Source organism: Mediterranea massiliensis (assembly GCF_900128475.1).
GTDB classification, from domain to species: domain Bacteria; phylum Bacteroidota; class Bacteroidia; order Bacteroidales; family Bacteroidaceae; genus Bacteroides; species Bacteroides massiliensis_E.
In genome coordinates, this window is sequence record NZ_LT635837.1 from 355,628 (window position 1) to 370,154 (window position 14,527).

11 protein-coding genes are annotated in these 14,527 nt (G+C 54.6%); 5 read left to right on the forward strand and 6 right to left on the reverse strand.

Annotated features, from left to right (window positions below):
- Positions 1-91 precede the first annotated feature (91 nt).
- From BQ7483_RS09360 to nudC, 3 genes are read left to right on the forward strand one after another with little or no spacing between them, the layout of a single operon-like run.
- Complete coding sequence (locus tag BQ7483_RS09360) at positions 92-511, forward strand: DUF1893 domain-containing protein (RefSeq protein ID WP_072545705.1); 420 nt, start codon at positions 92-94, stop codon at positions 509-511.
- Entirely contained in the window at positions 508-2,391 is a 1,884-nt protein-coding gene (locus tag BQ7483_RS09365; RefSeq protein WP_072545706.1) for a TonB-dependent receptor, read from the forward strand. The genes BQ7483_RS09360 and BQ7483_RS09365 overlap by 4 nt, the downstream gene beginning before the upstream one ends.
- Positions 2,392-2,412: 21 nt before the next feature.
- Positions 2,413-3,210 (forward strand): NAD(+) diphosphatase, encoded by a 798-nt coding sequence (gene nudC / locus BQ7483_RS09370; protein ID WP_139247629.1) that lies wholly within the window; start codon positions 2,413-2,415, stop codon positions 3,208-3,210.
- Between the two features lie 258 nt (positions 3,211-3,468).
- On the opposite strand, the gene BQ7483_RS09375 is transcribed toward nudC, so the two are convergent.
- The 5 genes from BQ7483_RS09375 to BQ7483_RS09395 all read right to left on the reverse strand — a co-directional run bounded on the left by BQ7483_RS09375 (position 3,469) and on the right by BQ7483_RS09395 (position 12,233).
- Positions 3,469-5,208 (reverse strand): phospho-sugar mutase, encoded by a 1,740-nt coding sequence (locus BQ7483_RS09375; protein WP_072545708.1) that lies wholly within the window; start codon positions 5,206-5,208, stop codon positions 3,469-3,471.
- Between the two features lie 87 nt (positions 5,209-5,295).
- A complete protein-coding gene (locus BQ7483_RS09380; RefSeq protein ID WP_072545709.1) occupies positions 5,296-6,939 on the reverse strand; it encodes a C69 family dipeptidase in 1,644 nt (547 codons plus the stop codon).
- A gap of 48 nt (positions 6,940-6,987) precedes the next feature.
- Positions 6,988-8,658 carry a M23 family metallopeptidase gene (locus tag BQ7483_RS09385; RefSeq protein ID WP_139247617.1) on the reverse strand — a complete coding sequence of 557 codons (1,671 nt, stop codon included), beginning with the start codon at positions 8,656-8,658 and terminating at the stop codon, positions 6,988-6,990.
- Positions 8,659-9,048: 390 nt separating this feature from the next.
- Positions 9,049-11,787, reverse strand: coding sequence for a hypothetical protein (locus BQ7483_RS09390; RefSeq protein WP_139247619.1), 2,739 nt, complete (start codon positions 11,785-11,787; stop codon positions 9,049-9,051).
- A gap of 5 nt (positions 11,788-11,792) precedes the next feature.
- On the reverse strand, positions 11,793-12,233 hold the full coding sequence (locus tag BQ7483_RS09395) for a hypothetical protein (protein WP_139247621.1): 441 nt from the start codon (positions 12,231-12,233) through the stop codon (positions 11,793-11,795).
- A gap of 139 nt (positions 12,234-12,372) precedes the next feature.
- Between BQ7483_RS09395 and BQ7483_RS17535 the strand changes: the two genes are divergently transcribed.
- Entirely contained in the window at positions 12,373-12,573 is a 201-nt protein-coding gene (locus tag BQ7483_RS17535) for a hypothetical protein (RefSeq protein ID WP_139247622.1), read from the forward strand.
- Positions 12,574-12,673: 100 nt separating this feature from the next.
- On the forward strand, positions 12,674-13,780 hold the full coding sequence (ald, locus tag BQ7483_RS09400) for an alanine dehydrogenase (protein ID WP_022019451.1): 1,107 nt from the start codon (positions 12,674-12,676) through the stop codon (positions 13,778-13,780).
- Between the two features lie 84 nt (positions 13,781-13,864).
- Here the strand turns inward: ald and BQ7483_RS09405 are convergent, their stop codons facing one another.
- Positions 13,865-14,437 carry an HdeD family acid-resistance protein gene (locus BQ7483_RS09405; protein WP_022019450.1) on the reverse strand — a complete coding sequence of 191 codons (573 nt, stop codon included), beginning with the start codon at positions 14,435-14,437 and terminating at the stop codon, positions 13,865-13,867.
- Positions 14,438-14,527 lie beyond the last annotated feature (90 nt).

Genomic DNA, 14,527 nt, shown 5'->3' on the forward strand with positions numbered 1-14,527 from the left:
GCAGAGCATCGACATCCCCGAAGAGCTGCACCGCATCGACCGCTATGTAGAACAACTCAAGCAAGGAACGCTGTAACCCCGGAAAACAAGCATGAAAGAACTCATAGACATGCTTCACGCAGGAGGATACTCCTGCGTGATAGCCAACGGTGACCGCACCCGTACGTTCACACGGCGGGGTGTGGCCGACCTTTACGACCTGCTGGTGCAGGAACCCGACTTCCTGCACGGAGCGTCCGTAGCCGACAAGGTCATCGGCAAGGCCGCCGCCTCGCTCATGGTACTGGGCGGCGTACACGAAGTGTATACCCACATCATCAGCCGTCCCGCCCTCCGGCTGTTGCAGGAAGCGGGCGTCGCAGTGAGCTGCGACGAAGTGGTGGACCACATCATCAACCGCGACCGCACGGGCTGGTGCCCGCTGGAGCAGGCCAGCCGCGACCTTCACTCGGCCAAAGAGATTTTCCCAGTTATCGAAACATTTATCGCCAACCAGAGAAAAAACGCATGAAAGAACGAAACCTGACAGGAGGCCTGCTGGCCCTCCTGCTGCTGACCGCACCTGCTGCCCGCGGACAGGAGGACAGCGTACGCATTGCCCGCAACCTAACCACCGACGAGGTGGTGGTGACCGGCACCCGCAATGAAACAGACATCCGACACCTGCCCATGACCATCTCCGTCGTGGATCGGAAGCAGTTGGAAAGCAATTACCAGCCCTCCGTACTGCCCACCCTGACCGAACAGGTGCCCGGCCTCTTCACCACCAGCCGTGGCATCATGGGCTACGGCGTGTCGACCGGCGCTGCCGGAGGCATGAGCCTGCGCGGCATCGGCGGCAGTCCTACGGCCGGCCTGCTAGTGCTCATCGACGGCCACCCGCAGTACATGGGACTGATGGGCCATCCCATCGCCGACGCCTACCAGACGATGATGACCGAACGGGTGGAAGTGCTGCGCGGCCCTGCCTCGGTGCTCTACGGCTCGAACGCCATGGGCGGCGTCATCAACATCGTCACCCGGCAGATGAAGGAAGAGGGGTCTAAGACCGACATACAGGCCGCCTACGGTTCCTACAACACCCTGCAAACCGAGGTGACCAACCGCCTGAAGCGCGGACGCTTCAGCAGCATCGTCACCGGCTCGTACAACCGCAGCGACGGACACCGGCCCGACATGGACTTCGAGCAGTATGGCGGCTATGCCAAGCTGGGCTATGACTTCAATGACCGGTGGAAACTGTGGGGCGACGTCAACGTGACCCACTTCAACGCCTCCACCCCCGGCACCGTCGCGGCTCCCTACATCGACAACGACTCGCGCATCACCCGCGGCATGGCGTCGGCCGCCCTCGAGAACCACTACCGGCGGACCTCGGGCGCACTGAGCTTCTTCTACAACTGGGGCCGACACAAGATAAACGACGGTTACCACCCGGGCGAAGAACCGCAGACGGCCCACTTCAACTCCAAGGACCGCATGATGGGAATCTCGTGGTACCAGAGCGCCTCGCTCTTCGAAGGAAACCGTATCACCGCTGGCTTCGACTACCAGCACTTCGGCGGCGAGTCGTGGTACAAGGTACTGGCCACGGGCGAGAAGCAGCCGCAGGTAGACAAGCAGCTGGACGAGCTGGCCGGATACGTGGACTTCCGGCAGAACATCGGCAGCTGGCTGTCGCTCGATGCCGGTCTGCGCGTGGACCATCATTCGCACACAGGCACGGAGTGGATACCCCAAGGCGGACTGGCCTTCCACCTGCCCCGCCAGGCCGAACTGAAAGCCATGGTAAGCAAGGGCTTCCGCAACCCCACCATCCGCGAACTGTTCATGTTCTCCAAGAACCCCGACCTGCTGCCCGAGAGCCTCGTCAGCTACGAACTGGCCTACACGCAGCGCCTGTGTGACAACAGCCTGACTTACGGACTCAACCTCTACTACATCAACGGGAAGAACATCATCCAGGTAGACCCCGCCCAGCGCAAGAACGTGAACACGGGCCACATCGAGAACTGGGGCGCGGAGGCCACCGTGGCCTACCGCTTCAACGCCCACTGGCAGGCCGATGCCAACTACAGCTGGCTGCACATGGAACACCCCGTACTGGCTGCCCCCGAACATAAGCTGTACGTCGGTGCCAACTACCAGCAGGGACGGTGGACAGCCGCCAGCGGCGTGCAATATATCCGCGGACTCTACACCTCCGTGACGCAGGGACAGGAAAAGCAGGAAACTTTCGTGCTCTGGAATTTGAATATCAGCTACCGCCTGTGTAACTTTGCAAGCCTCTTCGTGAAAGGCGAGAACCTGCTGGCACAGCGTTACGAAATCAACGCGGGCTATCCCATGCCGAAGGCCACCTTCATGGGAGGTGTACACGTGAACTTCTGACCCCTACAAGCTACTGAAATGATGAACGAACTGGAATGTGACCGCACCGCCCGCCGGTGCATCTTCTTCAAGGACAACCTGCTGATGCAGAAACAACCCGACGGTACCTGCACCCTGCCCACAGGCGAGAGCCTGCCCGTAGCCCCCGCAACGGGACAGACGGTACACCGCGTCACCCTGCCTACGGGGGAGCAGGTCTATGCGTTTGCCATCGACTACCCCGTGGCCGAGACTGCCGAATGGATGATGACCGGCCTGCGTGCCTCGTTCGACCACCTGCCTCTGCCAGACTACAAGGCGGCCGGCAAGGCCTACCAGATACTTTACTGGGACCGGCAAAGCCGCTACTGCCCTGCCTGCGGCACACCTACCGAACAAAAGACCGACATCATGAAGAAGTGTCCCCGCTGCGGCAACGAACTCTATCCGCCCATCTCCACCGCCATCATCGTACTGGTGCGCCGCGGCGACGAGATACTGATGGTGCATGCCCGCAACTTCCGCGGCACCTTCTATGGCCTTGTAGCCGGTTTCCTCGAGGCGGGCGAAACACTGGAGCAGTGCGTCCGCCGCGAAGTGATGGAAGAGACAGGACTCACCATCCGCAACATCACCTACTTCGACAGCCAGCCCTGGCCCTACCCCAGCGGCCTGATGGTGGGTTTCTTTGCCGACTACGAGAGCGGCACCATCAAGCTGCAGGAGGACGAGCTCACGGCCGGCGCCTTCTACCACCGCAACAACCTGCCCGAACTGCCGCGCAAGCTGAGCATCGCCCGCCGCCTCATCGACGCCTGGCTGGAAGGCAAGGACCGCTGACATACAGGCAGCGTTTCCTCATGACGCGGGCAAACCGTCCGAATAAGCTGGGCAAACGGTCTGTATAAGCTGGGCAAACGATCTGCACAAGCTGGGCAAACGATCTGCACAAGCTGGGCAAACAACTTGCATAAGCTGGGCAAACGATTCACACAAGCCGGATAACCATTCGTTTTTCCGTATTTCACAAAACAAAAGAGGCTGCCTCTTAAAAAAGAAGCAGCCTCTCACTTTCTCAACAGAGTATTATATGTCGTCTCAAATGCCCAGCGACGCACGTACGGCCTTCACCTTCTCTTCAGCATCGGCATTGGCTCCGGCGTAGCACTTGGGGCAACCCATCTGGCCCTTCACCTCGATGTAGAACTTGATCTTCGGTTCCGTACCCGAGGGACGAACGGAAATCTTCGTACCGTCTTCCGTGAAGTACTGGAGCACGTTTGAGGGTTCGGGCATGTGCAAGTCGCTGACGTGACCGGCTGCGTCGGTCATCTTCAGTGTCTTGTAGTCCTTCACCACGCATACCTTCGAACCTCCGATTTCCTTCGGCGGGTTGGCACGGAAGTTGTCCATCATGGCCTTGATTTCCTCGGCACCGCTCTTGCCCGGCTTCACCACGTTGACGGTCGTCTCTTTCGAGAAGCCATATTCCACGTAGATGCCCATCAGCACGTCGTAGAGTGTCTTGCCCTGATCCTTGGCCCAGGCACAGATTTCAGCCAGCAGCGAGCAGGCCGAAACGGCATCCTTGTCGCGCACGAAGTCTTCAGCCAGGAAGCCATAGCTTTCTTCACCGCCACCGATGTACTGCTGCTTGCCTTCACGCAGACGGATTTCGCGGGCAATCCACTTGAAGCCCGTGTAGCAGTCGAGCATCTCGACATGATTCTTGTCGGCCACAGCCTTGATAAGTTCGGTGGTCACGATGGTCTTCACAATGAAGTCGCCCGGCTGCATCTTGCCCGTAGCCAGACGGTTCTTGATGATATAGTAGAGGAAAATCAGGCAAGTCTGGTTGCCGTTGATGAGCACCCATTCACCCTTGTCATTCTTGCAGGCCATGCCCACACGGTCGGCATCGGGGTCACTGGCCATCACAATGTCGGCATCGATTTCCTTGGCCAGCTTGATGGCCAGAGTCAGCGCTTCGGCATTCTCGGGATTGGGCGAAACCACCGTTGGGAAGTTACCGTCCTTCACCATCTGCGACTCCACGCAATGTACGTTCTCGAAGCCCCACAGCTTCAGCGAAGCAGGGATAAGCGCACGTCCGGCACCGTGGAGCGGCGTGTAGACAATGCTCAAGTCCTTCTGGCGCTTGATGACTTCGGGGTCGATGGAGATGGAGTGTACCTTTTCCAGATAAACCTTGTCTACATCCTCGCCGATAATCTGGATGAGTTCCTTGTTGCCGTGGAACTTGATGTCGGCCACCTTCACCTTGTTCACCTCGTCGATGATGGCCGTGTCGTGCGGAGCCAACACCTGTGCACCGTCGTCCCAATAGGCCTTGTAGCCGTTGTACTCACGCGGATTGTGGCTGGCAGTGATGTTGATACCGCTTTGGCAACCCAGGTGACGGATGGCAAAAGACACTTCGGGTGTAGGACGCAGGTCGTCGAACAGATAGACCTTGATGCCGTTGGCCGAGAAGATGTCGGCCGATATCTCGGCAAACTTGCGGCTGTTGTTGCGGCAGTCATGACCTACGACTACCGATATAGGCTGACCGGCAAAGCACTTGTTCAGATAGTTGGCCAATCCCTGCGTAGCGGCGCCTACGGTATAGATGTTCATGCGGTTGCTACCGGCACCCATGATGCCGCGCAGACCGCCCGTACCGAACTCCAAGTCCTTGTAGAAGCTCTCTATCAGCTCCGTTTTGTCGTCACTCTCCAGCATGCGCTTCACTTCTGCCTGAGTTTCGGCATCAAAGGCCGGTCCCAGCCACTCCTGGGCTTTCGCGGTCACTTGTTTGATCAGTTCTTGATTTTCCATAATCTATTATTATATTAAAGATGAATACTTCACATTCTGTTCGTTCTTACTTCCGACAAAGATAAAAAGATAAAACGAACCAGCCAATTATTCAGGAATTTTATATCGGTCGCCCGTCTGTTTAACATATTCCTCGAGAAATTCCTTCGGATAGCCCGGACGGATAACGCCAGCCGGCTGGCCGATGGCATTGCGTTCGAACTTGCCGTCCTTCACGCGCTTCACTACCCCGTCATTATACTTGACAATCAGGAATTCGCCCAGTCGCTTCCAGGCGTCGTGTGTGCTCTGCGCCGTCATCACGGTATAGTTTGTCAGGAATTCCTTGGCTTGAGCCGGATCGGTTTCCAGCATCTTGACGGCAACGGCCTCGATGCCTTCCTGTGCCTGGTTGAAGGTGGTTTCAATCTCGGTTTGCACGGCCCGAACATCGTCTATCATCAAGTCGTAACGCGGATATACCATGTTGGCAATCCAGTTGAACACCCAGAAGGAGGATTTCCACGAGAAGGTGATGTAGTCGGCACCGTCCACACGGGTGTAGCATTCGGGCACACGGGTGGCGCAGCAGTAAACGGGCGTGAATACCGTCATGTTGGCATCGTCCAGGCCGAACCACAATACGCCGCCCACAGCATCCGGCAGGTTTTCACGCATCTGTGCCACAAAGACGAAACCGCTCTGCTGGGTGGAAATGGGGCGTTCGTTGAAGTATTTCTGTCCGTTTACCTCAAACTCCAGCGGCGAGAGGCGGTAGGGTGTGTGATAGGGACCGGCACCGAAGTCCTTCGTGATGTCGAGCGCCGTGCCTTCGTAGTGGTCGCGCATGGCGTTCTTCACGTCCTGCACGGAGATTTTACGGTTCGGCTTCACGTAGAGCGGCATCGGCTCGTCGGTTGTTCCCTGGATATAGGGCAGCAGCTCATCACCACGGTCGGTAAACATATTGAAGTAGCTCCACACACGGGCCTCGCAATAGCGGCGGGCACCGAAGTCGAGCGGCGCATAGGCTTTGGAGAAGCTGAAATCCTTGTTCACTCCATTGAAGTAACCCTTCTCGCGGGCAAAGGAAATGACATCGGGCGCATACATGCAGTTCTCCTTGTCGCTCGTGTCAAACTGATGGATGCGGCTATGGTTGGCGTGAGCCGAAATGCAGTCGTCGGGCACACGGACAGCCACCCACACGGCACCGCGCACGCCGGGACCTTTACCAATCATTTCCATAATCCACACTTCATTGGGGTCGGCGATGGTGAAAGACTCGCCACTGCTGCAGTAGCCATACTCCTGCACCAGGTCGGTCATCACCTTGATGGCCTCGCGTGCCGTACGCGAACGCTGCAAGCCCAGATAAATCAGGCTGCCGTAGTCGATGACACCCGTCGTGTCCACCAGTTCGGGACGCCCTCCGAAGGTCGTCTCGCCGATGGTCAGCTGGAATTCGTTCATGTTGCCCACCACGTTGTACGTCTGGCGCGCCTGCTCTATCTGTCCCAGGTACTTGCCCGTGTCCCACTCGTAGACATTAATCATCGTCCCCTTCTTGTGTAGGCCTGCGGGATAGTGATACAACTCGCCGAACAAGGAGTAGGAGTCGGCCGAATAGGAAATGATGGTCGAACCGTCGGCCGATACGTTCTTGCCTACAATGAGGTTGGTACAGGCCAAAGCATCGGCCACAGCTGCCGCCATGCAAACGACGGCAAGGGTCAATCTTCTAATCTTCATAATCGATATTTTTATTAATAGAGAATTTATCTTTTACATTTATCATTTTTACCACACAAAGCGGTACTGGCGGGTGGTGACGTTGCCGCAACCGTCGGTGACGCTCATCACCAGTACGTGGCGGCCGCCCTTCTTCACATGACGCGGATCGAGCCGGCACACCAGTTCTCCCTTTACGGAGTTCGGCTTGCCAAAGAGGGCATACTGCCCGTCGATGGTACCGCGATAGGAGGCGATACCAGTCTGCGCGTCCTTTGCCTTGAAGACGATGCGGCCCGAGCGTCCCCAGCCGGCTTGGCCGACAGGGGTCAATACGGGTGGCACGGTGTCGATGGCCACGGTATAGGTAGCCAGGTCGCGCACCTTCACTTCCATATAGCCGTCCACGTAGCGGCCACCCATGTTGTACTTGCGACCATTGGCACTGACGCTGGCCACGTAGTACTTCGTGCTGTCGGCCAGCGGACGGCGGCGCAGCCCGATACGCAGGTTGCACGCCTTGTGCAGAGGAATGTTTCGGTCGTTCAGCTGATAGGTGAAGGCAATGTCGCCGCTGTCGGCACGGACGGCATAATTCAGGTAAGCATCTTCGTAGAGCACACCGCGGGGCAGCACCAGTTCCAGGCCGGGTTCCTGCAGATAGTTCACCTTGTCCCAACGGAAATGGTACTTCTCTCGATGCTCCACCGCAGGAATGTCGCTCCGACGGCCCTGCACGGTGAAGCGCACCTTCGACTCGTTGCCCAAGGCATCGCGCAGCGTATAGACAAAGCGGTAGGGACGCTCTTCGTTGATGGTCACCAGCCCACGGTTGCCGTTGGAGGCGTGCAGCAGGCGGAGGCGGTTGCCGGGGTCGATGAACGACTTCATATATTGCCCGTAGGTCCAGGAGTTGATATAGCGGTTTTCTTCGTAGGCAAAGCGGTCTACCACGCTGCGGAACACTTCCTTCCCGTCCACTTCGAGGATGACCGTATGCACGCCGTAGCGGTTGTGCACCCCGTCCATGTAATCGTAGGCACGGATGCCTGCCCCTATCTCACCCCAGGCCGTGATGCCCGCCGTCTGGTTCACGCCGAAAGCCTGCCTCATCGTCTTGCCGTTCACCACGCCCCGGCCGGCCTGCGGGAAGAGCATGATGCCCTGTACCCGCGGTGCCGTGTGGTCCTTTACCTGCCCGGCAAAGAAAGGCAACGGGTCCACATAGTCGTCCGTGGCCGTCTCGATGACGTCCAGATGCAGATGCGGCCCGAACGAGTAGCCCGTATTGCCGCTATAGGCGATGACCTGTCCGCGGCGGACGGGATATTCTCCCGCTTCGGGCACAATCTCCACCTCCCAGCTCTCCTGATCGTATTGCAGGTTCTCCACCCTCCGAGCAATGTCGCCCGCAAAGGCTTCCAGGTGACGGTTGATGGTGGAATAGCCGTTGTTGTAGACCACGTCGAGCACATAGCCCGAACCGTGCGTCACACGGATGCGCGAGATGTAGCCGTCGGCCAAGGCACGCACCGGCTTGCCCGTCACCCCTCCCGTCTTGAAGTCGAGTCCTCCGTGGAAGTGGTTGGCCCTCAGTTCCCCAAAGTTCCCGCTGAACGTGATGGGATGGGCAAAAGGATTGGCAAAAGACACCGAATCGGCCGGCACCGCCGCCTCCAGCGAAGCGGCCCCGCACAGCCATCCGGCGCATAGTAATAAGGATATATAATGCTTTATCATTGGCAGCTATGGTTTGTGTACAAACTTACATGATAGAACGCCACAAGTCTTGGCCCACAAAGGTAGTATTTTTCCTTTGTATTGCGGATGATTCGGGCAAAGTTTCTGAACATACCTACAAAGCCTTACCTACACTACCCCCAAGCATCTGCTGTGCGTCCCTGCCATCGGGGCATGACCCATTAAACAATCCTTGCCGAGCATGCTACAAAAGCCATAACTGTCTTAAAATGGAAAGTATCCATGTTTTGTCATCCCGCACTCGATGCGGGATCCACATGCCACAGGTTGTGTGCAATGAATCCCGGCTCAAGGCCGGGATGACGTTGTATCAGCTTCTTCATTCCTAATTTTGACGCAGACGCTTTGACTTAGGATCAAGATAGCAGATTACTGTTTCTGATGAAACTCCATGATACAAGCCGCATAAAAGTTCCTTCCCAGAAATTTAACACGGGTTTCTCTTGTGACGGTCTTGCCAAACGAGGTATCTTCAATCACAGTATTGAATGCTCTCTCAGGCAAATAATCCAAAAAATTGATTCGTATGCCATCTATGACCAGAAACTGGTCATAGCATCTTAGATGCATAAACATCCTATATAGAGATGCAATGTAATCTTTATAATATACTTTAGTGATATCAGCTTTTTCTGTGAAACCCTGAAAATACCATCCACTCGGCAAATCGCAACTTTCGTAAGAAGATGTAGCTAAACCTGGGTCAACTGGCGTATAGACACCTTCGTCATACGTTTTTCCGGTAACATAGCAACTCCATTTTCCTGGATAACCGTCTCCGTCTGGTGACGGATGAAAATCCTCTTTCACTTCTATCGCATCCAAGTCATCTACTTCAACAATGGATGTCATTGTTCTGATACTATCATTAGGTTCACCATTCATTGTACCCTTATGGAAAACAACAACGTCTTCATCACTATACCGATATTCGCCCTCAGCAAGAAAAGCATCATCATTATAAGCAATACATCCGAATCCTAAGCTTATTTCTATCGGATGTCCATTATCCACAAACTCGTCCGTAAAGACTTCCCCATTGCTATAATATCTGTCGCGATAAACCTTGGCATAGTACAGCAGGGGCAGATTGTGATGAGGTTCTTCCCAAACGTATCCCGTGCGGTATTCAACCCTTACGAGTTCCGGCTCGTCCTTTTCCGTGACTACAGCACCGATATAAGATGCTATCAATTCTATGACCTGCCTGTTCTCCTCAACAGTGCCTACGTTAACCGTTTCAAGCCTGATGGGTACCTGAACCTGATAGAACGTCGTATCGGCCTTGGTCCCGGTGGAGGTGGAGAGTTCGCTGACAGAAACAGCGCTTGCCGCAGCTGAATGGAACTTCAAATACGGCATCGCAATGTCATTCTCCTCCGCATCCTTTTGGGTATAGGTTTCATAGGACAGCTCCAGCTGTATGGCTTGCGTTCCATGCTCAAACAGCTGGACGGCTGAATACCGGACAGGATTGTCACCGGCAGAATCGAACACAGGCGTTTGGCCGGAAGGAGTGCCTTCAAGTTCATCTCTCGTCTGAACATAAACAGTATGCTGCTGTGCAAAAAGGTGAATCCGTGCTTCCGGGTGACAGCTTATCCTATTGCCATAGGAATCGGTGTAGCTGCTGTTCTGCACAAACAACAAATCGAGGGTATCTCCCAGTTCCACCCGGAAAGGAGACGATGTACTTTCTGTACCGCCCAACACCTTGATCGTGTCAGACAACGCCTTGACCGGATCACTTAATTCCATTTCTGTCACAACGGCTCCTACATAGGACACCACAAACTCGAGAGTCTGCCGGTTCTCGTCTGCCGTGCCGACCTGTATGACATCGAGTCTTACCGGAACCTGGACATCATAGAAGGCCGTATCCGTCTTTATCACGGACTTGGTCGCACGCTCGTTCATGGAAAGCTCGCCGACACTGACATTTTCAAACTTCAGGTATGGCATCTCTATTTCCTGATTGTCCCCATCGGTTGTAGAGAAGGTCTCATACGACATCTCCAACCGAATGGCTTGAATTCCGGCTTTAATCGACTGGATTGCCGAATAGAGAATCGGATTTTCTCCGCTGGCCTCGAATGCCGCCTCTTCGGTACTTGGAGTCCGGGCAATCTCATCTGCTGTCCGGGCGTAAACGGTATCCAGCTGTGCGAAGAGATTGATTCTCGCTTCCGGTTCACAGCTCATCCGGTTCCCATAGGCATCGGTATAACTACTATGCTGCCTGAAGAGCAAGCTTAAGGTATCCTGAGGATTGACCAGGAAAGGAGAGGCGACACTGCTCGTTCCCCCCAGGACATCCATGGCAGCGGACAGCTCCTTAACAGGATCAGCCAACTCGACTTCAGTGGTAACCGCCCCCAGGTAGGTAACAGAAAAGGTAAGGTTCTGCTTGTTTTCAGTCTTGGTGTTTACGCTTTCAATATCAAGGTTAAAGGTTGCATTGACTTCGTACCAGGTCGTATCGCTGACAGTGGCTCTTGTTTGTGGCAGCGGCCTGACTGTAATCGATCTGACTACCGCTCCGCACCGTGTGCCCGGTCCTGTTTCTTCCGTCACTCCAGAATTTCCAAAGTTTGCCTGATTCAGCTTGATGTAGGGCATCTCGATCGTTTCACCACCAGCCGTGGTATAACCATACACTTCGTATGCCAGATCAAAGTTGACAGACTGTTCGCCGATGAGGAACTTCTGATCAATCTTATTGACTACAGGATTATCGCCTTCAGTGGAAGTCTGGATTTCCGTTTTTTCCTGAACGCCGGTCAGTTGGTTCAACTGTTCCACATACACCGTATCCAGTTGGGCGAAAAGCTCAATGGTGGCTTCCGGCTCGCATTCAAACGTGATGCCATTGGAGTCGGTATAGCTGCTCTTCTGACTGATGACCATATTGAGCGTATCCCCTTGGGAGACCACGACAGGAGAGGCACTGGTGCCGGTACCCGTTCCACTTTCATTGCTAATCTCAAACGACACTTCCCCGCTGCCGTCCTTCTGGCCCTGACCTGTGGAGGCAGGGTTGTCATCGCTACACGATGCCAACGCACCTGCGGTCAGAAATGCCAGCATACAGATAATCAGATTTTTCATAAATATCAGTCTTTGTTGATTATATCCCATTCTTCTTGTGGCGGCATGACATCACTTTTCGAGAGTACTCTGCCGTCATAGGTCATGACCTGCCATGTGTTGCCCACCTGCAAGCAGATGGCATGTTTCCCCATCTTGACATGCTCGGAACGAAGCAGGAGGTCATTGTGCGGAAAATACAACGTTGTTGTACGATACTTTGTACCGACATAGAAGCCGCGCTTGAATCCGGTAAATGTGTCAAATCTTCCAATATATTTTCCATCTGTTTTCCACACTTCATGACTATAAGCACTTTTGCTTGCAATAATAAAACAACTGTCGGCCGTTACAGACGCGTATGATGAAGGAGAAACAATTATCTTTCCATCTGTTCTGCGTTTTACCCCTTTCAGGCTGCTGCCGTCATCATCGTATTCCGTGAAACAGACAAGATCATACCCCATATTCTTTTCTTCCCTGCCCGGCTTACATCCTACTATATGGCAAGCGATACAAATCAGTAGCAATATATTCCTGAAGTTTTTTACATTCATAGTCTATAAAATCCATTATTCATGATGCTTTCTACGTGCAACAAAGATAATGGTTTCCTTTGTATTATCGATAATTCCACCATTCTTTTTAAAACATACGCACAGCAAAAACCGGAAAAAGTACTCTAAAAATAAAAACAACGTATTCAGACTTTTTACTTCGCATGCAGGCAAAAGAATCGCCTTTCCCCCAGCAGCCTCTGGAGAAGCGTCTCCTCGCCAGCCGGAAGAAGGGGAACTGGAAGCGTAAGAAAGATAATCGGAAATGCTGCAAAACATACACCGGGCAAAGACATTCTGTCAGCTTTTTCACTATATTGCGCCATGTTTAACCCCTAACACTTTACATTATGGTTATTGGTGTACCGAAAGAAATAAAAAATAATGAGAATCGTGTCGGCATGACGCCGGCCGGAGTGGCCGAACTCGTCAAACATGGACACACCGTATACGTGCAGCAAACGGCAGGCGCCAACAGTGGATTTGCCGATGAAGACTACGTGAATGCAGGTGCACGAATGCTGCCCACCATCGAAGAAGTCTATGCCGCCGCTGAGATGATTGTCAAGGTCAAGGAACCCATCGCCCCCGAGTACAAACTCATCCGCCACGGACAGGTGGTGTTCACTTACTTCCACTTTGCCGCCGACCGTGCCCTGACCGAAGCCATGATAGAAAGCGGAGGTATCTGTATCGCCTACGAAACCGTCGAGCTGCCTGACCGCTCGCTGCCCCTGCTCATCCCCATGAGTGAAGTGGCCGGCCGTATGTCCGTACAGGAAGGTGCCCGTTTCCTTGAGAAGCCTCAGGGTGGCAAGGGCAAACTGCTGGGAGGCGTGCCGGGCGTACGTCCAGCCCGCGTACTGATACTGGGCGGAGGCATCGTGGGATGCAACGCCGCACAGATGGCTGCCGGCATGGGTGCCGAGGTAATGATTACGGACATCAACCTGCCCCGCCTGCGCTACCTCAGTGAAGTGCTGCCCAAGAACGTGAAGACCCTTTACTCCTCGGAACACAACATCCGCCAGGAACTGCCCACCATAGACCTGGTTATCGGCTCCGTCCTCATCCCCGGCGACAAGACGCCACACCTCATCACCCGCGACATGCTCCGCCTGATGAAGCCCGGCACGGTGCTCGTCGACGTAGCCATCGACCAGGGCGGTTGCTTCGAGACGTCGCACCCCACCACACACAGCGACCCGACGTACGTCGTGGACGGCATCGTACACTATGCTGTAGCCAACATCCCCGGCGCCGTACCCTTCACCTCGACCATGGCACTGACCAACGCCACCCTGCCCTACACCATCGCGCTGGCAGACAAGGGCTGGCAGAAGGCCTGCAAGGACAACCCCGCCCTGGCACTCGGCGTAAACGTGGCCGACGGCAAAGTGGTCTACAAAGCCGTGGCCGATGTCTTCGGCCTGCCTTACGAGGAGCTTATGCTCTAAAGACATACCTTTGAAAAAGAAATCAGGCACGGACCTCATCGATATGCGAGGCCGTGCCTGATGTTTTTTATCGTCTCTTTCTGATCAGTTCAAGATTTCAGCATCCTCTGCATGATCCTTCAAGGCTTCCACGTCGCGGGGCTGCGGACGATGGCGGGTAAACTTCATCCAGTTCACCAGCTCGGACAAGGCATAGACGAGGCACGTCACACCAATAATGATAAAGGCCGTCGAACGTACCCCCGTGGGGTTGAACAAGGTCACAATACCAGCTATCAGAATCAGCAACGGCACCACATAAAATCCGCCGGGCACCTTCATCCAGCTTCGTGCCGCCATGAGCGAAGCCATCTGCTGGACACCTCCCATCATCAGAATAAAGCCCAATACAAAGGTCAGCAGATCGGCAAAAAAGCCGGGCATGACAACCAACCATAAGCCGAAGAGCAGACTGCCCAATCCCTCTACAGGAAACCGACGGCGCAGCTCGGCCTTCTGTACCAGATAACCGATCAGACTGATGAGCGAAGGCACCAGAAAGACCACACCGATGGTAATCACCAGATACTCGCCTGCCTGTACCGGGAACAGGACCAGCAGCAGTCCGATAATCAAAGCGCAAATGATGCGCATCAATGAATAATTCAATCCTTTCATATCTTTCAAATCAATATAGTTGTACAACATTCGGGAAGGACGATTGGTTCGCCCTTCCCTGCAAAGATAGGTCTTTTGAAGCACACCTGC

What these genes read in the sequence shown, in the direction of transcription:
- BQ7483_RS09375 (WP_072545708.1), bottom strand. Translation starts at nt 5,208, where the DNA reads ATGGAAAATCAAGAACTGATCAAACAAGTGACCGCGAAAGCCCAGGAG.
- ald (WP_022019451.1), top strand. Translation starts at nt 12,674, where the DNA reads ATGGTTATTGGTGTACCGAAAGAAATAAAAAATAATGAGAATCGTGTC.
- BQ7483_RS09385 (WP_139247617.1), bottom strand. Translation starts at nt 8,658, where the DNA reads ATGATAAAGCATTATATATCCTTATTACTATGCGCCGGATGGCTGTGC.
- nudC (WP_139247629.1), top strand. Translation starts at nt 2,413, where the DNA reads ATGAACGAACTGGAATGTGACCGCACCGCCCGCCGGTGCATCTTCTTC.
- BQ7483_RS09360 (WP_072545705.1), top strand. Translation starts at nt 92, where the DNA reads ATGAAAGAACTCATAGACATGCTTCACGCAGGAGGATACTCCTGCGTG.
- BQ7483_RS09390 (WP_139247619.1), bottom strand. Translation starts at nt 11,787, where the DNA reads ATGAAAAATCTGATTATCTGTATGCTGGCATTTCTGACCGCAGGTGCG.
- BQ7483_RS09405 (WP_022019450.1), bottom strand. Translation starts at nt 14,437, where the DNA reads ATGAAAGGATTGAATTATTCATTGATGCGCATCATTTGCGCTTTGATT.
- BQ7483_RS09395 (WP_139247621.1), bottom strand. Translation starts at nt 12,233, where the DNA reads ATGGGGTATGATCTTGTCTGTTTCACGGAATACGATGATGACGGCAGC.
- BQ7483_RS09380 (WP_072545709.1), bottom strand. Translation starts at nt 6,939, where the DNA reads ATGAAGATTAGAAGATTGACCCTTGCCGTCGTTTGCATGGCGGCAGCT.
- BQ7483_RS17535 (WP_139247622.1), top strand. Translation starts at nt 12,373, where the DNA reads ATGGTTTCCTTTGTATTATCGATAATTCCACCATTCTTTTTAAAACAT.
- BQ7483_RS09365 (WP_072545706.1), top strand. Translation starts at nt 508, where the DNA reads ATGAAAGAACGAAACCTGACAGGAGGCCTGCTGGCCCTCCTGCTGCTG.